Origin of the sequence: Tepidiphilus succinatimandens (genome assembly GCF_006503695.1) — a bacterium.
Classification (GTDB): domain Bacteria; phylum Pseudomonadota; class Gammaproteobacteria; order Burkholderiales; family Rhodocyclaceae; genus Tepidiphilus; species Tepidiphilus succinatimandens.
Genome location: NZ_SBIK01000010.1, coordinates 26,149 through 40,009, shown reverse-complemented (window position 1 = coordinate 40,009; position 13,861 = coordinate 26,149). Strand labels below are relative to the sequence as shown.

Genomic DNA, 13,861 nt, shown 5'->3' with positions numbered 1-13,861 from the left:
CAGGCCACATCAGGAGGCATCATGACTTACCGTACCATCGTGTTCGCCTACGACGGCAGCGCCGAAGGGCAGGCGGCCTTGGCCGAAGGCATCGAGCTCGCCAGACTCGTGGGGGCGCGCTGCCACCTGCTCGCCGTGATGGCGGTGCCACGGGAAGCCAAGTATGCGCAAGTAGTGGTGCCCGAAGACTGCCTCGACGAAGATTGCGCCCGCACCCGCCGCATCCTCCAGGAAGGCATCGAGCGCTTCAAGGACGCCGGGCTGGAGGTCGATGGCGTCATCCGCGTGGGCGAGGCGGCGCCGGTGATCGGAGAATATGCTTCAGAGGTCGAGGCGGATCTGGTCGTCGTCGGTCACCGCCGGCGGGGGCCGCTCGATCGCTGGTGGCACGGCTCGGTCGGGCACTCGCTGCTCGACTCCCTGCCCTGCAGCCTACTCGTGGCCATGCCGCGATCAGAAGAGGCGAACGGCTAGCGCAACAGGGCAGCGAGCGCCTGCGCGATCAGCGGCGCCACGCTCACGGCGTTCGTGGGATGCGCGATGGTGTCGGTGCTCCAGATCGCTCCGGCACCGGCCGCGCGCACCGTCTCCAGGGCATCTTCGACGAAAAGGGCGTGGGTCACCGCCACGTCTACCGTCGCCGCCCCCGCCGAGCGCAGAGCCCGCACGGCCTGAGCGAGCGTGCGCCCGGTGCTCGCCACGTCGTCGAGCACCACCGCCGCCCGGCCGCGCACGTTCAGCCCCTCGGGCAGGGTCACCGCCACATCCCGGTCGCCGCGCCGTTCCTTTCGCCCCACGGCGTATTCCAAGCCCGAGGCGTGCGCCGCCGCCTCCACCCAGGCGCGCGACTCCTCGTCGGGGCCGACGAGGAGCGGCCGCCCCCGCTCACGCGCCGCGAGTTCGCCCAGCAGCGGCGCGGCGCACAAGGCGAGCGCCGGCGTCACCGGAACGGCCTCGTCGAGCCGGGCGATGCGGTGCAGGTGCGGATCGACGGTGACGAGCGCCTCGACGCAGGAGGCGACGAAGCGCCCCACCACGAAAGCACTCGCCACTTCGCCCGGGGCAAACGCCTTGTCCTGCCGCAGATAGGGGAAATAGGGCGCCACCAGCACGATGCGCCGCACGCCGGCTTCGTGCAGACCGGCACTGGCGAGCAGCAGTTCGACGAGCTTCTCGTTGGGACGATCGAGCCCGCGCAGCAGCACCACCTTCTCCGGTAGCCGCTCGGGCAGGCGCAACTTGATCTCCCCGTCGGGGAAACGGTGACGCTCGATCGGCGCCGCTTCCAAGCCGGTCGCTGCGGCCAGCCGCCGGGCGAAACCCTCTTCCTCGGGGAAAAAGAGCAGCATCAGAACTCCGTATAGACTTCGACGATGTCGGAGGCGATTCCGATGCGGTAGCCCGTGGCCCGTTCGCAGCTGCGCCGCGCGAATACCAGATCGGCCGGATACTGGGCATAAACTCGATAGAGAGGTTCGCCCTGAGTGACCGGATCGCCCAGTTTCTTGAAGAGATCCACGCCCGCGCCCTTGACCTTGGGCGCGCCGGCCTGGCGGGCGATCTGCGCCAGATGCAGGTTGTCGATGTCGACCACGACGCCGTCGGCGGGCGCAGTCACCTCGAACCATTGCGAGGCCAGCGGCGGAGCGTGATGATCGAAGGGTTTTTCCCCCTGCGCCTTGATGATGGCGCGCATCTTGGCAAGCGCCCGACCCGAGTCGAGGATGTCGCGGGCGATGGCGAACCCTTCGCCGCCGCGCACGTCCGGGTCGAACTCGATCACCCGGCCGGCGAGCCGCAGCGCTTTCTGGCGCAGATCGATGGGTGCGAGCGGGTCATTCTCCAGCACGCGCATCACGTCGCGCGCCTCCAGCACCGGCCCGATGCCGAATCCCACCGGCTGGCGCCCGTCGGTGATGACCACGTCGATCACCAGCCCCAGGCGGCGCGCCACGTACTCGAACAGCTTGCGCAGTTGCAGCGCCTCACGCATCGAGCGCACCTTGGCCGTCGGCCCCAATGGGATGTCGAGCACGAGGTGCGTCGAGCCCGCTGCCACTTTCTTTGAGAGAATGGAAGCCACCATCTGCCCCGGGGCATCGATCGCCAGGGGCCGTTCCACCGAGATGAGCACGTCGTCGGCCGGGGACAGATCCGCCGTTCCGCCCCAGGCGAGACAGCCGCGCAGCTGGCGCACGATCTGCTCCATCTTCTCGAACGGCAGCTCGACTTCGGCGAGCACCTCCATGGTGTCGGCGGTACCAGCCGGCGAGGTGATGGCGCGCGAAGACGTCTTGGGGCAGAGCATTCCATGCGCCGCCACGATGGGCACCACCAGCATGGAAGTGCGGTTGCCGGGGATGCCGCCGATGCAGTGCTTGTCGACCACCGGGCGCTCGTGCCAGTCGAGCCGCCGTCCGACTTTCGTCATAGCGTCGGTGAGGAAATACACCTCCTCGCGGTCGAGCTCGTTGTGGTGCGTAGCCACCACGAAGGCAGTGAGCTCGATCTTGGAATAATGCCGCTCGGCGATGTCGCGCACGATGCCCAAGAATTCTTGGGGACGCAGGCGCTCGCCGGCGAGCTTGCGCCGCAAGGCGCCCATGGATTCCGGCGGCTCGGCCTGCGCCACCGTCACCTGCGCCCCCTCGGGCAAGCCCAGCTGGGCGAAGGCCTCGAGCGAGAGCCCGATCTCGTCCACACCCACCAGGCGATCATCGTCGACCACATTGAGCGTGGCGAGGACGTGCCGCTCGCCGTCCTGCCCCACCTCGATCTTCGCCAGCGCCTGGAACCCCTCCGCGCGCACCACCGAACACTCGCGGTGCAGATAGGCGACGTTCTCGCGGTAGGTGTCGATGGCCACGCGGCGCAGCGCCAAACGCACCGCATTCTCGGTCATCGATGGGTCACTGTTTTCAGCCATCTTCTTTCCTCCTCTGGCGGCGCAATCCCTGTGAGGCGCGGCAAGGGCTATCCTACAATGAAAACGACCGTTACCGCCGAAAGAGGAGTCGGACATATGGACAAACGCCGCGAAACCGACACGCTGGGAGAAGTCTGGGTCCCGGCCGACCGCTACTGGGGCGCGCAGACGCAGCGCTCGCTAGAGCATTTCCCCATCGGCGTGAAGAACCACCGCATGCCGCTGCCCGTCATCCGCGCCTTCGGCATCCTCAAGAAAGCGGCAGCGCAGGCCAATGCCGAGCTGGGGGAATTGCCGCGGGATCTGGCCGAGCTCATCGTGCGCGCTGCCCAGGAAGTGATCGAAGGAAAGCTCGACGAGCACTTCCCCCTCGTCGTCTTCCAGACCGGCAGCGGCACGCACAGCAACATGAACGCCAACGAAGTCATCGCCAACCGCGCCAACGAGCTCGCCGGCCAGCCCTTGGGAAGTAAATCCCCGGTGCATCCCAACGATCACGTCAACCGCGGCCAGTCCTCGAACGACACCTTCCCCACGGCGATGTACGTGGCCACGGTGCTCGAACTGCGCCGCCACCTCTATCCGGCGGTGGAGACGCTGCGCGATACGCTGGCGCGCAAGGCCGAGGAATACGCCGAACTCGTCAAGACCGGACGCACCCACCTCATGGACGCCGCCCCCATCACCCTGGGGCAGGAGATCGGCTCCTGGGTGGCGCAGATCGAGGACGCCCTCGCCTTCCTGCGCCTGGCCGAAGAGGGCTTGCACGAGTTGGCCATCGGCGGCACGGCCGTGGGCACCGGGCTCAACGCCCATCCGCACTTCGGGGAAGTATGCGCCGAATACATCGCGCGCGAGACAGGCCTTCCCTTTCGCAGCGCGCGCAACCGCTTCGCTGCGCTCGCCGCGCACGACGCGCTGGTCAACGTCTCGGCGGCCCTGCGCACCCTCGCCAATGCGCTCTTCAAGATGGCCAACGACGTGCGCTGGCTCGCCTCGGGGCCGGATGCAGGCATCGGCGAGCTGATCCTGCCGGCCAACGAGCCCGGTAGCTCCATCATGCCGGGCAAGGTCAATCCCACCCAGTGCGAGGCGCTCACCATGGTGTGCGTGCGCGTCTTCGCCAACGACACGGCCATCGCCTTTGCCGGCAACCAGGGCAACTTCCAGCTCAACGTCTATAAACCCCTCATGGCGCACGCGGCGCTCGAGAGCATCGAACTGCTGTCGCAGTCCATCCTCGCCTTCGAGCGCTACTGCGCCCGCGACATGCAGCCCAACCGCGAGCGCATCCGCGAGCACCTCGAACGCAATCTCATGCTGGTCACGGCGCTCAACCCCCACATCGGCTACGACAAGGCCGCCGCCATCGCCAAGAAAGCCGCGGCCGAGCGCAAGACGCTCAAGCAGGCGGCCGTCGAGCTGGGATACCTCACGGCCGAAGAGTTCGACCGCTGGGTCGATCCGCTCGCCATGACGCGGCCGGGCATGCACTGAACCGGAGATCCGCGGAGGAAACGCTATGAGTCAAGACGACGGCATCACCTTCCACCCCGACGGCAGCATACCCCAGCACGGCGAAGTCTTCGTCTTCGGCGCCAACCTCGCCGGCCGGCACGGCGGAGGCGCCGCGGCCGAGGCGGTACGCCGCTTCGGCGCCCAAATGGGCGTAGGCTGGGGCTACATGGGCACCCCGCCGCGACATTCCTTCGCCATCCCCACGCTCGACGAGCACTTCCAGGTGCTGCCGCTCGAAGAGATCGAGCGCTACGTCGAGCGCTTCATCCAGTTCGTCGCCGAGCATCCGCAGCTGCGTTTCTTCATCACCCGCGTCGGTTGCGGCATCGCCGGCTACCGCGACGAGCAGATCGCCCCGCTCTTTAGGCCGCTCGTCGCCATTGGGCGCTGCTCCTTTGCCAAGCAATGGCGGCCGTACCTGCTCGAAGGGTGAAGGAAGGGTCAGCCGGCGTCTAGCCGCTCCAGCACCTGCCGCGCCGTCTCGCTCGCCTGCGCACGCTCTTGCGCGTCGAGCGCGGTCAGCGCCTGGCGCAGCCAGGGGTGCCAGAATCGCCGCAGATGCTCGAGCACGGTGGCCACCGGGTCCGGCTCGGCGCGGCAATTGGCACAGACGCGCTCGAGCATCGCGAGCAGGCGCGCCCGGTAAGCCGCAGAAGGCACGGCCACAGCCTCGGATCGGAGGTTTTCGGCCGGATTCACGCCGAAGCTCCTGCGACACGCTCGACCCGAACCGCCACGACCTTGTATTCCGGACAGTTGGTGGCCCAGTCCGAACCATCGGTCACCAAGACGTTGGTCTTCGAGGCGGGAAAATGGAAGGTGGTGAAGACCATCCCGGGCCGTACCCGTTCGCTTACCCTGGCGCGCAGACGGGTCTGCCCCATCCGGCTTTCGATGCACACTTCGTCTCCCTCGGAGATGCCGCGCGCCTCCGCGTCCTGGGGGTGGATCTCCAGCACGTCTGCGCTGCACCACACCCCATTGGCCGTGCGTCGGGTCTGGGTGCCGACGTTGTACTGCGCCAGCACACGGCCGGTGGTGAGAAGCAGTTCCCGCCGCCCGTCGGGCCGCTCGCTCGTGGGAACGTATTCGGTGAGCACGAAACTGCCTTCGCCGCGCACGAACCGCTCTCGATGCATCAGCGGCGTGCCGTGCGGCGCTTCTTCGTTGCAGGGCCACTGGACGCTACCCAGCCGTTCGAGCAGCGCGTAACTCACCCCGGAGAATTGCGGCGTGAGGCGCGCGATCTCGTCCATGATCTCGGAGGGGTGGGAATAGGCCATGGAATGCCCCATGGCCTGCGCCAGCCGCTGCGTGATCTCCCAGTCCTCGAGTCCCGCCAAAGGCGGGATGGCGCGGCGCACCCGCGAGATGCGCCGTTCGGCGTTGGTGAAGGTGCCGTCCTTCTCGAGAAAGGAAGCACCGGGCAAGAACACGTGTGCATAGCGGGCCGTCTCGTTGAGGAAGAGATCCTGCACCACGACGCATTCCATCGCCTCGAGGGCGGCATGCACGTGCTCGAGATCCGGTTCGGACTGCGCCAGGTCCTCGCCCTGGATGTAGATCCCCTTGAAACGCCCTTCGCGCGCCTCGGCGAGCATGTGCGGCAGGCGCAGCCCCGGCTCCGGGGAAATCGTCACCCCCCAATGAGCCTCGAACGCAGCCCGGGCGACGGGATCGGACACATGCCGATATCCAGGCAACTCATGGGGGAAAGCCCCCATGTCGCAGGCCCCCTGCACGTTGTTCTGCCCCCTGAGCGGATTGACCCCCACTCCGGGGCGGCCGATGTTGCCGGTAGCCATGGCCAGGTTGGCGATGGCCATCACCGTCGTGGCCCCCTGGCTGTGTTCGGTCACGCCCAGGCCGTAGTAGATGGCGGCGTTGTCGGCGCTGGCATAGCGCCGGGCGGCGGCGCGAACCTGCTCGGCCGCCACGCCCGTTTCGGCCTCGACGGCCTCGGGGGCATGGCGAGGATCGGCGATGAAGGCGCGCCACCGGGCGAAGGAGTCGGCCTCGCAGCGTTGCGCCACGAAGGATTCGTCGACCAGACCCTCGGTGACGATCACGTGCGCCATGGCATTGAGTAGGGCCACGTTCGTTCCAGGGCGCAGCGCCAGGTGGTACTCGGCGCGCACGTGGGGGCCATGCACCAGGCCGGTAGTGCGCGGGTCGATCACGATCAGCCGGGCGCCCTGGCGCAGGCGGCGTTTGAGCCGCGCGCCGAACACCGGGTGGGCCTCGGTGGGGTTGGCGCCGATCACCATGATGACATCGGCGTGATCGACCGAGGCGAAATCCTGCGTTCCAGCCGATTCGCCAAAGGTGCGCTTCAGGCCGTAGCCCGTGGGGGAATGGCACACGCGGGCGCAGTTGTCGATGTTGTTGTTGCCGAAGGCCGCGCGTACGAGTTTCTGCACCAGATAGACCTCTTCGTTGGTGCAGCGGCTGGAGGCCACGGCGCCGATGGCCTCGCGTCCGTAGCGCGCCTGAATGCGGCGGAATTCGGTCGCCACGTGGGCGATGGCCTCGTCCCAGCCCACTTCCCGCCAGGGCTCGTCGATCGAGCCGCGCACCAGCGGGCTTCTGACCCGGTCCGGGTGCGTGGCGTACCCGAAGGCGAAACGCCCCTTGACGCAGGAATGACCCTCGTTGGCGCGGCCGCGCCCGTCCGGCACCAAGCGTACCGGCACCTCGCCCTTGAGTTCCACGCCGAAGGAACAGCCCACGCCACAATAGGCGCAGGTGGTGACGACGGCGCGCTCGGGCAATCCTTCCTCGATCACGCGCTTTTCCATGAGCGCCGCCGTAGGGCAGGCTTGTACGCAGGCGCCGCACGAAACGCATTCGGAACCGAGGAACCCCTCGCCCTGCCCCGCGGTGACGGCGGCGGCGAAACCGCGCCCGGCCACGGTCAAGGCGAAACTCCCCTGGATCTCGTCGCAGGCGCGCACGCAGCGGGCGCACACGATGCACTTCTCGGCATCGAAAGCGAAATAGGGGTTGCTGCCATCGACCGGCATTCCGGCGTGCTTCTGTCCGCCGGCGGGATAGCGGATACGGCGCACGCCCACCAGGGCGGCCATCTCCTGCAACTCACAATCCCCGTTGGCACTGCAGGTGAGGCAATCGAGGGGATGGTCGGACAAATAGAGTTCCATCACGCCGCGCCGCAGCTCGGTCACACGAGGGGTGTGGGTATGCACCACCATGCCCTCGGCCACGGGGGTGGTGCAAGACGCAGGATAGCCCCGCCCGCCTTCGATCTGCACCAGACACAAGCGACAGGAGCCGAAAGGTTCGAGCCGCTCGCTCGCGCACAGCCGGGGGATGCGGATACCGGCCTGCGCCGCGGCGCGCAGGAGGGAAGTGCCCTCGGGCGCCTCCACCGTCCGCCCGTCTATCGTCAGCCGCACGGTGGCAGCACCCAAGCGGGCGGGCGTGCCGAGATCGTCGTCGCACAAACGCATGGCCGTTACCCCTGTACCGGACGCCCAGAGCGGGCGCGCGCCGTGAAATCCTCGGGAAAATGCTCGAGTGCGCTCAGTACGGGATACGCCGTCATGCCGCCCAGAGCGCACAGCGAGGCATCGCGCATCGTCGCGGCGAGCTCGCGCACCAGGGCGAGTTCGGCTTCGACAGGTCCCCCGGCGAGCACGCGCTCGAGCGCCTCGCGTCCGCGCACCGAGCCGATGCGGCAGGGCGTGCACTTGCCACAGGATTCGTCGGCGCAAAACGCGAAGGCGTGCCGCGCCATGCGCGCCATGTCCACGGTATCGTCGAACACCACGATGCCGCCGTGTCCCAGCATGGCCCCTGCCGCGGCGAAGGTTTCATAGTCGAGCGGCAGGTCGAAGTGCGAAGGCGAGAGGTAGGCACCGAGCGGCCCGCCGACTTGTACCGCGCGGATCGGCCGGCCGCTGGCGGTGCCGCCGCCGTAGTCGTAGAGGAGCTCACCCAGGCTCATCCCAAACGCTTTCTCGACCAGACCGGGACGGCGCACGTTTCCCGCCAGTTGCAGTGAAAGCGTGCCGCGCGAGTTGCCGCAGCCGTAGTCGCGGTAGGCTTCGGCGCCCTCGGCCAGGATCACCGGCACGGTGGCGAGGGTGAGGACGTTATGCACCAAGGTAGGGCGGCCGAAAAGTCCGGCCAGGGCCGGCAGCGGCGGCTTGGCCCGCACCAGACCCCGCTTGCCTTCGAGGCTTTCGAGCAGCGCCGTCTCCTCGCCGCAGACGTAGGCCCCGGCGCCCACGCGTACCTCCAGCTCGAAGGCGCGCCCGCTGCCGCATACGTCCGGCCCCAGATAACCGCGGGCCCGGGCCAGTTCGATCGCTGCCGTCAGGGTGCGATACGCATGGGGATATTCCACGCGCAGATAGACGTAGCCCTGGGTGGCACCCACCGCGAGTGCGGCGATGGTCATGCCTTCGATCAGCGAGAACGGATCGCCCTCCAGCACCATGCGATCGGCGAAGGTGCCGGAATCGCCCTCGTCGGCATTGCACACCACGTATTTCGTCGGACCGGGAGCGCGGCGCACCGTGTCCCATTTGATGCCGGCCGGAAAGGCCGCGCCGCCGCGCCCGCGCAGCCCCGAACGCTGCACCTGCGCGACGAGCTCGGGCGGCTCCAACGCGAGCGCCTGCTCCAGAGCGCGATAGCCCCCCGTGGCGAGATAGTCGTCCACACGGTCGGGCTCGATCACGCCCAGGCGGGCGTGCAGGAGACGATCCTGTCCCTGCAGATACGGCAGGGCCTCGGGAGAACCGAGGCGCAAGGGATGCGACGCGCCGGAGAGGAAACCGGCTGTGAAGAGATCGGGCACGTCTTCCGGTTGCACCGGCCCATAGGCGATACGCCCCTGCGGCGTGGCCACCTCGACGAGCGGCTCGAGCCAGAAGAGACCGCGCGAACCGGTGCGCTTGATCTGCACCGGCAAGGCGCGCCGCGCGGCCTCGGCGTGGATCGCCCCGGCCACCACGTCGGCGCCCACGGCCAGCGCCGCCGCATCGCGCGGCACATAGACCACCGTCGGGGTTTCCCGGGGCGGATTCATGGCCGCTCCTGCGCCGTCGCCAGAAGCGCGTCGAGCCGCTGCGGCGTGAGCCGGCCATGGACCTGCCCGTCGAGCATCGCCGCCGGCGAGCAGCCGCACAACCCCAGGCAATAGACGCCCTCCAGGGAAAAGCGGCCGTCGGGCGTGTCTCCGCCCAAGGGCACACCCAGACGCTGCTCGGCCTGCGCGATCAGCGCCTCGGCGCCGCGGGCGAGACAGGATTCCCCCCGACACAGCACCACGCGATGCGCACCGGCAGGCGTTTGACGGAAATGGGGATAGAAGCGGATCACGCCATGAACTTCGGCGCGCGACAGATCGAGCGCCTCGGCGATGGACGGCACCCAAGCGGGAGGGACATACCCCACCGCCTCCTGCACCGCGTGCAAGAGCGGCAGCAATGCCCCCGGCCGACCGCGGTGCGCCTCGAGCAGCGGCGCCAACGGGCCCGGCACCCCACGATCCCTCGTCTCCATGCTCCCCCTCTTCCAGGCCATGCGGTGGCCTCTGCAATTTATTTTGACTGTCGCGCGAAAGAGGCTCGCTGTCAATACCGAAGCCGCGCCCCCCGCTCAAGAAGCCTCACCCCTCCCACCGCAGCGCGAACCCTTCGGGTGCATGGAAGTCCGGCCGACCCGGCGGATGCGCCAGCGCCCACCAGGAAAATGCTCCCCCATGCCCTTCGAGCACGGCGGCAAGGCCCAGGCGCAGCGCCCCCCGTCCGGAGGGCAAAGATTCAAGGGAGAGGCGAACTCGAAGGCTCAGGCAGCTCGGCGCACGGTGCCAGCGCTGGCAAGGAGCGGGAGGTTCCGGCGTTGGTGTGGGTTGGCGATAGGCGGAAAAAGCGTAGAACGCCCATTGGCCGCTGGGCGAGAAGTTGAATTCGCGGTAACCGCCGCCTTCACGGGCGAGAAAGAGCTCGAAGCAGGTGTGCGCCCACAACCGCTGCAGCGGCAGGACCGCGCCGACATCGGGGAGGCGCAGTCGCTCCAGCTCCCCCTGCAGGGTGTAGCCGAGCAGAAGCGCTCCCTCCTGGCGCTCGAGCTCGACCTCCAGGACGAACTCGCCGAGCGCCGCGGACTCGGGATGGGGACGAAGCGCGACGCGCATCAGGGAAGGATAAGCCCTCCGCCGCCCAGACCGCCCAGGCCGCCCGCCCCACCGGGGCCGCCGCCGCGCAGGTCGGTGCCGGCCAGCGCGCTCTGCGCGAGCAGCGAAGACTGTTCCAGCTCCAGGCGGCGCAGCTCGTCCATCGTCTCCTCGATCTTCTTCTCGGCGGCCTCGGCAAAGCCGGCCACCGCCTCGGCGAGCGTCTTCGCCGCGATCTCGAAACTGATGGGCAAAGCCCCCATGGGCGTCATCACGGTGATCGACCCGCTGAAGACTTCCGCGCGGGCGGGGTCGGGCGCGCCCTCGATGGTGACGGGGATGAGGCGGCGGATCGAGCCGACGCGGCGATCGAGATAGAGCTCCTCACGGTAGAGGGAGGCCGGATCCATCGGCGGAACTTGATTGCGAGCCATGGTTCTACTCCTACGGGGTTTGCCCGATTTTACCCCGCAACCTCCTGCTTTCCCGTAAAATCCTTTTTTTGCCCGATCTGCGAGGATGCCATGTTTACCGGTATCGTGATGGGCATCGGCCGCGTGCTCACCGTCACGCCACTCGCCGATGGCGTGCACATCGCCGTTGATTCGCGCGCGCTCGAGCTCGAGGACGTGCGCCTGGGCGACAGCATCGCCCACAGCGGCGTGTGCCTGACCGTGGTGGCGCGGCAGGGGACGGTGCTCGAATACGACGTCTCGGGCGAGACGCTCGCCTGCTCGGTGGGCTTGAACGAACCCGGACGCGAGCTCAATCTCGAAAAAGCCCTGCGACTGGGCGATGCGCTCGGCGGGCACCTCGTCACCGGCCACGTCGACGGCATCGGCACGGTCGAGCGCTTCGCTCCCGTGGGCGGTAGCACGCTGCTCGAGATCCGCGCCCCGGCGGCGATTGCCCCTTTTCTCGCCCGCAAAGGCTCGGTGGCCGTCGATGGCGTCAGCCTCACCGTCAATGCCGTGCGTGACGAACCCGACGGCTCCTGCACCTTCGCCATCAACCTCATTCCGCACACCCTGGCGGTGACCACGCTCAAGAACCTCTCGCCCGGCGCGCGCGTCAATCTCGAAGTCGACCCGCTCGCGCGCTACTGCGCGCGCGTGCTCGAATACGCTGGAAGGAACCCCGCCTCATGAACGACCCCCATACCTCCACAGCGCTTCCCGCCGCGAGCGAAGGGATCAGCCCCATCGAGACCATCATCGACGAGATCCGCCAAGGCCACATGGTGATCCTCGTCGACGACGAAGCGAGGGAAAACGAGGGCGATCTCGTGCTCGCGGCCGAATGCGTCACCCCCGAGGCGATCAACTTCATGGCCAAATACGGCCGCGGCCTCATCTGCCTGACGCTCACGGAAGAGCGCTGCAAGCAGCTCGGCCTCAAACTCATGGTGCAGGACAACCGCTCGCCCTACGAGACCGCCTTCACCACCTCGATCGAAGCGGCGCGCGGGGTAACCACTGGCATCTCGGCGCACGACCGGGCGCAGACCGTGCGCGCGGCGGTGGCCCGCCATGCCAAGCCGGAAGACATCGTCCAGCCGGGGCACATCTTCCCCCTCATGGCGAGAAAAGGCGGCGTACTCATCCGCGCCGGGCACACCGAGGCCGGCTGCGATCTGGCGCAACTGGCCGGGTTCGAACCGGCCGCCGTCATCTGCGAGATCCTCAACGAAGACGGCTCGATGGCGCGTCTGCCCGACCTCATTGAATTCGCCAAGAAACACGGCCTGAAGATCGGCGCCATCCGCGACCTCATCCAATACCGCTTGCGTACCGAGACCTTGGTGCGCAAGGCGGCCGAGCGGACCGTCTCCACCGCCTACGGCGACTTCACCCTCTACGCCTTCGAAGACGAGACCACGGGCGAAGTGCATTTCGCCGCGGCGCACGGCGAGATCGAAGCAAACCGCGAAACCCTGGTGCGGGTGCACGAGCCCATCTCGGTGCTCGACTTCCTCGCCCCCGAAGCCCCTGGCCATTCGGTACCGGTGCCCGAGGCGCTGCGCCGCATCGCGTCGAGCCCCGCCGGAGTCATGGTGATGCTGCACCGTCCGCAAAGCGGACAGGAGCTACTCGAAGTGCTCACGCAGACGCCGGCGCGCCGCCGCGCCTGGGATCCGCGGCTGGTCGGGGTGGGCGCACAGATCCTGCACGCACTGGGCGTGGGCAAGATGCGCCTGCTGTCGCACCCGATGAGCTTTCCCAACCTCTCCGGTTTCGGTCTGGAGATCACGGGTTTCGAAGACCCCCCCGCCGCGAAAGGATGACCATGGCCCGTTACGACGACCTCTTCGAATATGATGAAAACCTCGACGGCCGGGGCCTGCGCATCGCGGTGGTGATGAGCCGTTTCAACCAGGACGTGGGCGAAGGGCTGCTGTCGGCCTGCGTCGCCGAACTGCGCCGCCTCGGCGTGGATCCGGCCGACCTGCGCCTGGCCACCGTCCCCGGCGCGCTCGAACTGCCGCTCGCCCTGCAGACCTTCGGCCGCACGGGGCGGTTCGATGCGCTCATCGCGCTCGGCGCCGTGATCCGCGGCGAAACCTACCACTTCGAGCTCGTCTCCAACGAGATGGGCGCCGGCATCACCCGCGTCGCGCTCGATCTGGGGCTGCCGATCGCCAACGGCGTACTTACCACCGACACCGACGAACAGGCGCTCGCCCGCATGAGCGAAAAAGGACGCGACTGCGCCCGCGCCGCAGTGGAAATGGCCAACCTGTGCAAAGCGATCCGATGAACGAAGAATTTCTCGCCCCCACCGAAGAAGACCGCGCCCCGCGCCGCCAGCGCCGGCGGCTCGCCCGTGAGCTCGCCCTCAAAGGCACCTACCAGTGGCTCTTGTCCGACAACCCGCTCGCCCAGATCGAGGCACAGCTCGCCCACGACGAAGACTTTCCCGGGGCAGACCACGAGCTGATGCTGGAGCTGCTGCGCGGCGCCGTCTCCCGCGCCGATCTCTGGCGCGCGGAACTCACCCCCTTCCTGCGCCGGCGCGTCGAGGAGCTCTCGCCGGTGGAACATGCGGTGCTGCTCATCGCCGCCGTGGAACTGCACGCCCACCCCGAGACCGCCTACAAGGTGATCCTCAATGAGGCGATCGAGCTCACCAAGCGCTACGGCGGCACCGACGGGCATAAGTTCATCAACGGCGTGCTCGACAAGTACGCCGCGGCGCTGCGCCCCGACGAAGTGCGCGCCGCGCGTACCCCCAGCCGCTGATCGGGCAGAAGCATTGCCCCACCCAGACCGGCT

Annotated in this window: 15 protein-coding genes; 7 read left to right on the top strand and 8 right to left on the bottom strand. The window is 68.1% G+C overall.

Annotated elements, in window-relative coordinates; all coding sequences use genetic code 11:
• The first annotated feature begins 21 nt into the window (after positions 1–21).
• A complete protein-coding gene (locus EPD82_RS07300; protein ID WP_141056271.1) occupies positions 22–474 on the top strand; it encodes a universal stress protein in 453 nt (150 codons plus the stop codon).
• Here EPD82_RS07300 and EPD82_RS07295 read toward each other — a convergent pair.
• Together EPD82_RS07295 and EPD82_RS07290 are read right to left on the bottom strand one after the other, a co-directional pair.
• A complete protein-coding gene (locus EPD82_RS07295; RefSeq protein WP_141056270.1) occupies positions 471–1,349 on the bottom strand; it encodes a ribose-phosphate diphosphokinase in 879 nt (292 codons plus the stop codon). The two genes, EPD82_RS07300 and EPD82_RS07295, sit on opposite strands and share 4 nt — an antisense overlap.
• Positions 1,349–2,926 carry a thymidine phosphorylase family protein gene (locus EPD82_RS07290; RefSeq protein ID WP_141056269.1) on the bottom strand — a complete coding sequence of 526 codons (1,578 nt, stop codon included), beginning with the start codon at positions 2,924–2,926 and terminating at the stop codon, positions 1,349–1,351. Before EPD82_RS07290 ends, EPD82_RS07295 begins: the two co-directional genes overlap by 1 nt.
• A 96-nt stretch (positions 2,927–3,022) precedes the next feature.
• On the opposite strand from EPD82_RS07290, the gene fumC reads away from it, so the two are divergent.
• Both fumC and EPD82_RS07280 read left to right on the top strand, forming a co-directional pair.
• Positions 3,023–4,423 carry a class II fumarate hydratase gene (gene fumC, locus EPD82_RS07285; protein WP_141056268.1) on the top strand — a complete coding sequence of 467 codons (1,401 nt, stop codon included), beginning with the start codon at positions 3,023–3,025 and terminating at the stop codon, positions 4,421–4,423.
• 25 nt (positions 4,424–4,448) lie between these two features.
• On the top strand, positions 4,449–4,877 hold the full coding sequence (locus EPD82_RS07280) for an A1S_2505 family phage non-structural protein (RefSeq protein WP_141056267.1): 429 nt from the start codon (positions 4,449–4,451) through the stop codon (positions 4,875–4,877).
• Positions 4,878–4,885: 8 nt separating this feature from the next.
• Here the strand turns inward: EPD82_RS07280 and EPD82_RS07275 are convergent, their stop codons facing one another.
• From EPD82_RS07275 to EPD82_RS07250, 6 genes are all read right to left on the bottom strand, one after another.
• Positions 4,886–5,143: a formate dehydrogenase subunit delta gene (locus EPD82_RS07275; protein ID WP_055423367.1), complete on the bottom strand. Its 258-nt coding sequence runs from the start codon at positions 5,141–5,143 to the stop codon at positions 4,886–4,888.
• A complete protein-coding gene (gene fdhF / locus EPD82_RS07270) occupies positions 5,140–7,914 on the bottom strand; it encodes a formate dehydrogenase subunit alpha (protein WP_141056266.1) in 2,775 nt (924 codons plus the stop codon). The genes EPD82_RS07275 and fdhF overlap by 4 nt, the downstream gene beginning before the upstream one ends.
• A 5-nt stretch (positions 7,915–7,919) precedes the next feature.
• On the bottom strand, positions 7,920–9,500 hold the full coding sequence (locus tag EPD82_RS07265) for a formate dehydrogenase beta subunit (protein WP_141056265.1): 1,581 nt from the start codon (positions 9,498–9,500) through the stop codon (positions 7,920–7,922).
• Positions 9,497–9,976 carry a formate dehydrogenase subunit gamma gene (locus EPD82_RS07260; protein WP_055423369.1) on the bottom strand — a complete coding sequence of 160 codons (480 nt, stop codon included), beginning with the start codon at positions 9,974–9,976 and terminating at the stop codon, positions 9,497–9,499. Before EPD82_RS07260 ends, EPD82_RS07265 begins: the two co-directional genes overlap by 4 nt.
• Before the next feature lie 106 nt (positions 9,977–10,082).
• A complete protein-coding gene (locus tag EPD82_RS07255) occupies positions 10,083–10,610 on the bottom strand; it encodes a DOMON-like domain-containing protein (RefSeq protein WP_141056264.1) in 528 nt (175 codons plus the stop codon).
• A complete protein-coding gene (locus EPD82_RS07250; RefSeq protein WP_141056263.1) occupies positions 10,610–11,023 on the bottom strand; it encodes a hypothetical protein in 414 nt (137 codons plus the stop codon). Before EPD82_RS07250 ends, EPD82_RS07255 begins: the two co-directional genes overlap by 1 nt.
• Positions 11,024–11,113: 90 nt before the next feature.
• Here EPD82_RS07250 and EPD82_RS07245 point away from each other — a divergent pair, with 90 nt between their 5' ends.
• The 4 genes from EPD82_RS07245 to nusB are packed head-to-tail and all read left to right on the top strand — an operon-like array spanning position 11,114 to position 13,828.
• Positions 11,114–11,737 (top strand): riboflavin synthase, encoded by a 624-nt coding sequence (locus EPD82_RS07245; protein ID WP_141056262.1) that lies wholly within the window; start codon positions 11,114–11,116, stop codon positions 11,735–11,737.
• Positions 11,734–12,873 carry a bifunctional 3,4-dihydroxy-2-butanone-4-phosphate synthase/GTP cyclohydrolase II gene (gene ribBA / locus EPD82_RS07240; RefSeq protein ID WP_141056261.1) on the top strand — a complete coding sequence of 380 codons (1,140 nt, stop codon included), beginning with the start codon at positions 11,734–11,736 and terminating at the stop codon, positions 12,871–12,873. The genes EPD82_RS07245 and ribBA overlap by 4 nt, the downstream gene beginning before the upstream one ends.
• 2 nt (positions 12,874–12,875) lie before the next feature.
• Positions 12,876–13,346: a 6,7-dimethyl-8-ribityllumazine synthase gene (gene ribH, locus EPD82_RS07235; protein ID WP_055423374.1), complete on the top strand. Its 471-nt coding sequence runs from the start codon at positions 12,876–12,878 to the stop codon at positions 13,344–13,346.
• Complete coding sequence (gene nusB / locus EPD82_RS07230) at positions 13,343–13,828, top strand: transcription antitermination factor NusB (protein WP_141056260.1); 486 nt, start codon at positions 13,343–13,345, stop codon at positions 13,826–13,828. Before ribH ends, nusB begins: the two co-directional genes overlap by 4 nt.
• Positions 13,829–13,861 lie beyond the last annotated feature (33 nt).